At 63.9% G+C, this 6,442-nt stretch carries 7 protein-coding genes and 2 pseudogenes; 3 read left to right on the top strand and 6 right to left on the bottom strand.

The window, feature by feature from the left end; genetic code table 11:
• Window positions 1-118 (bottom strand): annotated as a pseudogene (pyrE, locus tag B4I46_RS06805) (orotate phosphoribosyltransferase); the annotation flags it as partial.
• Between the two features lie 80 nt (window positions 119-198).
• Between pyrE and B4I46_RS06800 the strand changes: the two are divergent.
• Window positions 199-978: an exodeoxyribonuclease III gene (locus B4I46_RS06800; protein ID WP_043859862.1), complete on the top strand. Its 780-nt coding sequence runs from the start codon at window positions 199-201 to the stop codon at window positions 976-978.
• Between the two features lie 132 nt (window positions 979-1,110).
• Here the strand turns inward: B4I46_RS06800 and B4I46_RS06795 are convergent, their stop codons facing one another.
• Window positions 1,111-1,476 carry a DUF4870 domain-containing protein gene (locus tag B4I46_RS06795; protein WP_286899236.1) on the bottom strand — a complete coding sequence of 122 codons (366 nt, stop codon included), beginning with the start codon at window positions 1,474-1,476 and terminating at the stop codon, window positions 1,111-1,113.
• A gap of 12 nt (window positions 1,477-1,488) precedes the next feature.
• A pseudogene (gene rph / locus B4I46_RS06790) lies at window positions 1,489-2,146 on the bottom strand (ribonuclease PH).
• A gap of 264 nt (window positions 2,147-2,410) precedes the next feature.
• On the opposite strand from rph, the gene B4I46_RS06785 reads away from it, so the two are divergent.
• Together B4I46_RS06785 and gmk are read left to right on the top strand one after the other, a co-directional pair.
• Window positions 2,411-3,274 carry a YicC/YloC family endoribonuclease gene (locus B4I46_RS06785; RefSeq protein ID WP_043861575.1) on the top strand — a complete coding sequence of 288 codons (864 nt, stop codon included), beginning with the start codon at window positions 2,411-2,413 and terminating at the stop codon, window positions 3,272-3,274.
• 13 nt (window positions 3,275-3,287) lie between these two features.
• Window positions 3,288-3,908 carry a guanylate kinase gene (gene gmk, locus B4I46_RS06780; RefSeq protein WP_286899232.1) on the top strand — a complete coding sequence of 207 codons (621 nt, stop codon included), beginning with the start codon at window positions 3,288-3,290 and terminating at the stop codon, window positions 3,906-3,908.
• Window positions 3,909-3,926: 18 nt separating this feature from the next.
• On the opposite strand, the gene B4I46_RS06775 is transcribed toward gmk, so the two are convergent.
• The 3 genes from B4I46_RS06775 to B4I46_RS06765 all read right to left on the bottom strand — a co-directional run.
• Window positions 3,927-5,447, bottom strand: a complete 1,521-nt coding sequence (locus tag B4I46_RS06775) for an APC family permease (RefSeq protein ID WP_043861573.1) — start codon at window positions 5,445-5,447, stop codon at window positions 3,927-3,929.
• A gap of 106 nt (window positions 5,448-5,553) precedes the next feature.
• Window positions 5,554-6,324 carry a gamma-glutamyl-gamma-aminobutyrate hydrolase family protein gene (locus B4I46_RS06770; RefSeq protein WP_286899229.1) on the bottom strand — a complete coding sequence of 257 codons (771 nt, stop codon included), beginning with the start codon at window positions 6,322-6,324 and terminating at the stop codon, window positions 5,554-5,556.
• Window positions 6,325-6,357: 33 nt separating this feature from the next.
• Window positions 6,358-6,442: hypothetical protein (locus B4I46_RS06765; RefSeq protein ID WP_286899242.1), on the bottom strand; the 85-nt coding region annotated here is incomplete at its 5' end.

The raw sequence follows: 6,442 nt of genomic DNA, 5'->3' as shown, positions 1-6,442 counted from the left end.
ACAGGCCGGCGTTGAAGAAATACGGGCTGATGCGGCCCGACTTGAGGGTGAACTCACCGAAGCGCAGAACCCCACGATCGATGGCAAAACGAATGAATTCGCGCTGATACGGCTGCATGAAGAGTCCCGGCTACCACAGATTTAGCTAAATGAGTACAGCTCGGGTATCATACACGCACGAGATTTTTGGGGCCATTTATGCGGATCATCAGTGTGAACGTTAATGGCATTCAGGCTGCAGTCGAGCGTGGTTTGCTCAGCTGGCTACAAGCCCAGAATGCCGACGTCATCTGCCTTCAGGATACCCGCGCCTCGGCCTTTGAACTCGACGACCCAGCTTTCCAGCTCGATGGCTACTTCCTTTATGCCTGCGATGCAGAAGTTCCAGCCCAAGGCGGCGTGGCACTCTACTCGCGTTTGCAGCCCAAGGCAGTCATCAGCGGCCTGGGCTTCGAGACAGCCGATCGCTACGGGCGTTACCTGCAGGCCGATTTCGACAAAGTCAGTATTGCCACCTTGCTGTTGCCTTCGGGCATGAACGGTGACGAAGACCTCAACCAGAAATTCAAGTTGATGGACGACTTCGGCAAATACCTGGACAAGCAGCGCCGCAAGCGTCGCGAGTACATCTACTGCGGCTCGCTGTATGTGGCGCAGCAGAAGCTCGACGTGAAGAACTGGCGCGACGGCCAGCAGTCGCCGGGTTTCCTGGCGCCAGAGCGGGCCTGGATGGACGAGATCGTCGGCAACATGGGCTATGTGGATGCGTTGCGCGAAGTCAGCCGTGAGGGCGACCAGTACAGCTGGTGGCCGGACAACGAGCAGGCCGAGATGCTCAACCTGGGCTGGCGTTTCGACTACCAGCTGCTGACCCCGGGCCTGCGCCGCTTCGTACGAAGCGCTCGCCTGCCGCGTCAGCCACGCTTCTCCCAGCATGCGCCACTGATCGTGGACTATGACTGGACGCTGACGATCTGATCGCTCAGCCACAAAAAAGCCGACTGCGTGTCGGCTTTTTCGTATCTGGCCTTTGGGCCCTTTCGCCGGCAAGGCCGGCTCCTACCGGGTCAACGCAACCGCCGTAGGAGCCGGTCTTACCGACGAAGCATGTCAGGTCAGCACACGCCAGGCCCACGGATAACGAAAGGCCTTGCCCTGCTTGACCTTGACCGCCGCAATGACGATCAGTACCGCCACCCCCAGCGAGATGATGGTCAGCGCCAGCTTGGCCATCGGTACGGTAAACCCCACCACGCACACCATGCCCAGCAGGGTCATGGTCAGCTGGAAGTTCACCGACTCCTTGCCCTGGGCGTCGACGTACGGGTCGATGCCGCGCTTGAACCACCACAAGGCCAGCGGCGCGATCAGGTTGGCGAACGGCACCACCATGCCGGCAGCCGCCGCCAGGTGGCACAACATGCCCCAATGACGGGCTGCATCACCGGGCATCGGCGTGTTGGACGGCTCGGCCATGACGACTCCCGATCAGTCCGCCAGCGCGGCCTGCTGCAGTTGGAACAGGTCGGTCATGCCCTTCTGCGCCAGCGCCAGCATGGCGTTGAGCTCTTCAGGCTGGAACGGAGCCCCTTCGGCGGTGCCCTGGACTTCGATGAAACCACCGGCGCTGGTCATCACCACGTTCAGGTCGGTTTCGGCCGCCGAATCTTCCGGGTAGTCCAGGTCGAGCACCGGCACGCCCTGGTACATGCCGACCGATACGGCCGCAATCATGTGCTTGACCGGGTCGCCGCCCTTCAGGCCGCCACGCTTCTTGACCACGCGCAGGGCATCGACCAGCGCAACCATGGCACCGGTGATCGACGCGGTACGGGTACCGCCATCGGCCTGGATCACGTCGCAGTCGACGTACAGGGTGATGTCGCCCAGCTTGCTCATGTCCAGCGCGGCGCGCAGCGAGCGGCCGATCAGGCGCTGGATTNNGCAGCATGCCGTACTCGGCGGTCAGCCAGCCCTGGCCCTGGCCTTTGAGGAAGCGCGGTACGCCGTTCTCGACGCTGACCGTGCAGATGACTTTGGTGTCTCCGAACTCGACCAGTACAGACCCCTCGGCGTGTTTGGTGTAGTTGCGGGTGATGCGGATCGAGCGCAGCTGATCGGCAACGCGACCACTTGGACGTTTCATTTGGGCTACCTGTACTGGATATGAATCTGCCCGGCATTATAGGGCTACAGGCCCCTCGGTGGACATGCCTGCGGCCAAATGCACGGCCAGCCGATCATCGGCGCACCACGCCACAAGCCCCGATCTGGCCGCGCCGCCCGGTATTTGCGGCGCCCTGCCCGCTGCTTTGTAGCATCAGCGCATTGGGAGCCGGCGCCGCACTGCGTTACAATCCTGCGCCTTTGCAGGCTGTCGGCTTGCTCCCTAATCTGCGAGGTACTTCCCATGGTGCACAGCATGACCGCCTTCGCCCGCGTCGAGCAGGCCGGGACCCAGGGCACACTGATCTGGGAACTGCGCTCGGTCAATCATCGCTACCTCGAGCCGCACCTGCGCCTGCCCGAAGCCCTGCGCGACCTCGAAGGCGCGGTGCGCGAGTCCCTGCGCCAGGGCCTGTCGCGCGGCAAGGTCGAATGTACCCTGCGCTTCAATGAAGAGAACGCCGGCAAGCCGCTGCAGGTCGACCGCGAGCGTGCCGCTCAGCTGGTCGCCGCCGCCGAGACCGTGGCCGGCCTGATCAAGCAGCCCGGCCCCCTCAACCCGCTCGAGGTGCTGGCCTGGCCGGGCGTGCTGGTGGCCGATGCCAGCGACCCGCAGGCGCTCAATGCCGAGGCCATGGGCCTGTTCGAACAGGCCCTCAAGGAGCTCAAGAACGGCCGCAACCGCGAAGGCGCGGAACTCGCCCGACTGATCAACGAGCGCCTCGACAGCATGAGCGAGGAAGTCACCACCCTGCGCGCCCTGGTGCCGCAGATGCTCGCCGCCCAGCGCCAGAAGGTGCTGGACCGCTTTGCCGACATGCAGGCCGAACTCGACCCGCAGCGTCTGGAGCAGGAGATGGTGATGCTGGCGCAGAAGAGCGATGTGGCCGAAGAACTCGACCGCCTCAGCACGCATGTCACCGAAGTGCGCCGCGTGCTCACGTCGGGCGGCGCCGCCGGCCGGCGCCTGGATTTCCTGATGCAGGAACTCAACCGCGAAGCCAACACCCTGGGCTCCAAAGCCTTTGACACACGCAGCACCCAAGCGGCGGTCAACCTCAAGGTTCTGATCGAGCAGATGCGTGAACAAGTACAGAACATCGAGTAAGGCCACCCCTACCATGACCCACAGCAGCGGCACCCTTTTCATCGTCTCGGCCCCTTCGGGCGCCGGCAAGACCAGCCTGGTCAAGGCGCTCACCGACGACCTCAACCACATTCGCGTGTCGGTCTCGCACACCACGCGGGCCATGCGTCCGGGCGAGCATGACGGGGTGAACTACCACTTCGTCGACCGCGCCGAGTTCGACCGCATGATCGCCCAGGGCGACTTCCTGGAGCAGGCCGAAGTCTTCGGCAACTGCTACGGCACCTCGCGCAGCGCACTGCAGCAGACCCTTGACCAGGGCCATGACCTGATCCTGGAAATCGACTGGCAGGGTGCACAGCAGGTGCGCAAGCTGTTGCCCGAGGCGCGTTCGATCTTCATCCTGCCGCCCAGCCAGCAGGCCCTGCGCCAGCGCCTGACCAACCGCGGCACCGACAGCGACGAGATCATCGAAGGGCGCATGCGCGAGGCGGTCAGCGAGATGGTGCATTACGACGAATACGAGTTCGTCATCATCAACGACGACTTCGCCACGGCACTGGACGACCTCAAGGCGGTGTTCCGTGCCAACCGCCTGCAGCGCGGCCAGCAGCAGCAACGTCACAGCGAACTGCTCAGGCAACTGCTTGCCTGAGCAGCGTGCCCCGGCCGCTTAACCGCGGCCGGGCACCGTTGCGTGACGGCGCAGGGTCATGCCCAGGAAGAACGCCGGCGCACGCAGGCGCGACAGCATCATCAGCACCAGGCCCAGCAGGGTGATGATCATCGCGATCACGAACACCAGCCCCAACCCGCCTACATGCGAACCGCTGCCGAACGACGGCGAAGCACTGTCATAGGCTGTCTGCAGGAAAATCACCGAAAGAATGCCGCCGCCCAGCAACGGGCACAGGCCGCGCATCAGGAAGTGACGCAGGCTGTCGGTGAGGCTGTGGCGGAAGTACCACACGCAGGCGAACGCGGTCAGCGAGTAGTAGAAGCAGATCATCATGCCCAGGGCAGTGATGGTGTCGGCCAGCACGTTCTCGCTCAGGGTACGCATGGTGACGTAGAACACGCCTGCGGCCACGCCGGCACAGATGGTGGCATAACGCGGGGTTTTCGAACGCGGGCAGACGCTCGCGAAACGCTCCGGCACTGCGCCGTAGTACCCCATCGCCAGCAGCGTGCGCGCCGGCGAAACGAAGGTCGACTGCAACGAGGCCGCGGTGCTGGCCAGCACCGCGATCGACATCAGGATCGCCAGTGGCCCCATCACCGGGCCGGCCAGGTGGGCGAAGACGTTTTCCTGGATACGCGGGTTGCCCAGGCCCAGGCCGATATCGCTGATGCCGGCAAACTGCAGGGTGGCAATTGCGGTCACCAGGTACAGGCCCAGAATCAGCAGCACGGTCAGGGTCGCTGCCTTGCCCGGTACGTCATCGCTGCCCACCGATTCTTCGCTGATACTCAGGCACACGTCCCAGCCCCAGAAGATGAAGATCGACAGCGACAGGCCGGCGGTGAAGGCCGAGAACGACTCCACCCCGAACGGGTTGAACCAGTCCATCTCGAAGGTCAGCGGCGGCGCCTCCGACGACCCGCCGAATGCGGCCATGGCAAAACCCAGCAGCACGATCAGTTGCAGCGCCACCAGGCCGTACTGCACGGTCATGGTGGTGGCGATGCCGCGACAGCAGATCCACACGGCCATGGCGATGAACACGCAACAGGTGGTCACATTGACCAGCAGGTTGTCGGCCAGCGCCGCCACCTCGTGTTTGCCGGTGATCTGCCCGAGGAACAGATAGAAGAAGTCCACCGCCACACCGGCGAGGTTCGACAACACGATGGTGGTGGCGGTGACCAGCCCCCAGCCACCGATCCAGCCGATCATCGGGCCGAAGGCACGTACCGACCAAGTGAACGAGGTGCCGCTGTCGGGTTCGGCGGCATTCAGCTCGCGATAACCCAGCGCCACCAGCAACATGGGCAGGAAACCGACGATGAACACCGCCGGCAGGTGGGCGCCGACTTCGCGTACGGTCGGGCCGAGGGCGCCGGTGAGGGTATACACCGGCGCAATAGTGGAAATGCCCAGCACGATGCTGGCCAGCAGTCCGAGCCGGCCCTTGGCCAGCCCTTTGGATCGCCCGCCCACACCTGGGGACAGGCCTGCTTTGTGTTCGCTCATGAGTAGTTGCCGTCACTATTGGTATTATTTTCCGGGCCCCCCGTGGGGTGCCCGCTATCACTCAATGAAACTTGTTGCAGTGCATCGCCGGCTCAGCCGGGTGACCTCATAGGGCCTTCTCCCGGCGTAGCGCATGGGCGATGCAGGCTTCGCGAAACGCCTCGAACAGGCGCAGCGACACCGGGTTTTCGGCAAAGCGGTATTCCGGGTGCCATTGCACACCGACCACAAAGCCTGGGGCGTCATCCATGGACACGGCTTCGATCAGCCCATCGGGAGCCAGGGCTTCGGCGCGCAGGCCGGCGGCCAGGCGATCGATGCCCTGGCTGTGCAGCGAGTTGACCATGAAGCGGGCAGGCAGCCCCATCTGCTCGAATTTCCCCCCGGGCTGGCATGTCACCAGGTGGCGGGGGCTGTATTGCTCTTCCAGCGGCGCATCCTGCGACTCGCGATGGTCCAGGTAGCCTGGCAGCTCCTGCACACGCTGGTGCAAGGTGCCGCCCAGGCTGACGTTGAGTTCCTGGAAGCCCCGGCACACGCAGAACACCGGCACACCCCTGGCAATCGCGGCCTGCAGCAGCGGCAGGGTCAGCCGGTCACGAAACACGTCGTGGCGGGTGCCTTCCGCGCTGGGGGCGCCATTGTAATGATGCGGCTCGACATTAGAAGGCGAACCGGTAAAAAGAATGCCATCCAGATGCTCCAGCACAAGGTTCGGGTCGCTTGCGACGTCCCGGGCCGGGAGAATCAGCGGCAATCCGGCAAAACCGGCCGCCTCGACATACTTGTCGCCCACGGTATGCGACGAGTTCTTGCCCAGTTGCTGGCGGCAAGCACTCACACCAATCAGGGGCAGCCGCCCTGCGCGCTCGTTCATCGGTTAAGCCTCCGTTGCAGCTTTATCCAGCCATCACACCGTATGCAGGTACCAGTTGTACTCGAGGTCGGAGATCGACACTTCGAACTCCGCCATCTCGCTTTCCTTGCAGGCCACG

The organism is Pseudomonas sp. UBA7500, from assembly GCF_002478435.1.
In the GTDB taxonomy this organism is placed as follows: Bacteria; Pseudomonadota; Gammaproteobacteria; order Pseudomonadales; family Pseudomonadaceae; genus Aquipseudomonas; species Aquipseudomonas palmensis.
Note: the sequence above shows the minus strand (reverse complement) of the source record. Positions and strands in the feature narration are given on the sequence as shown.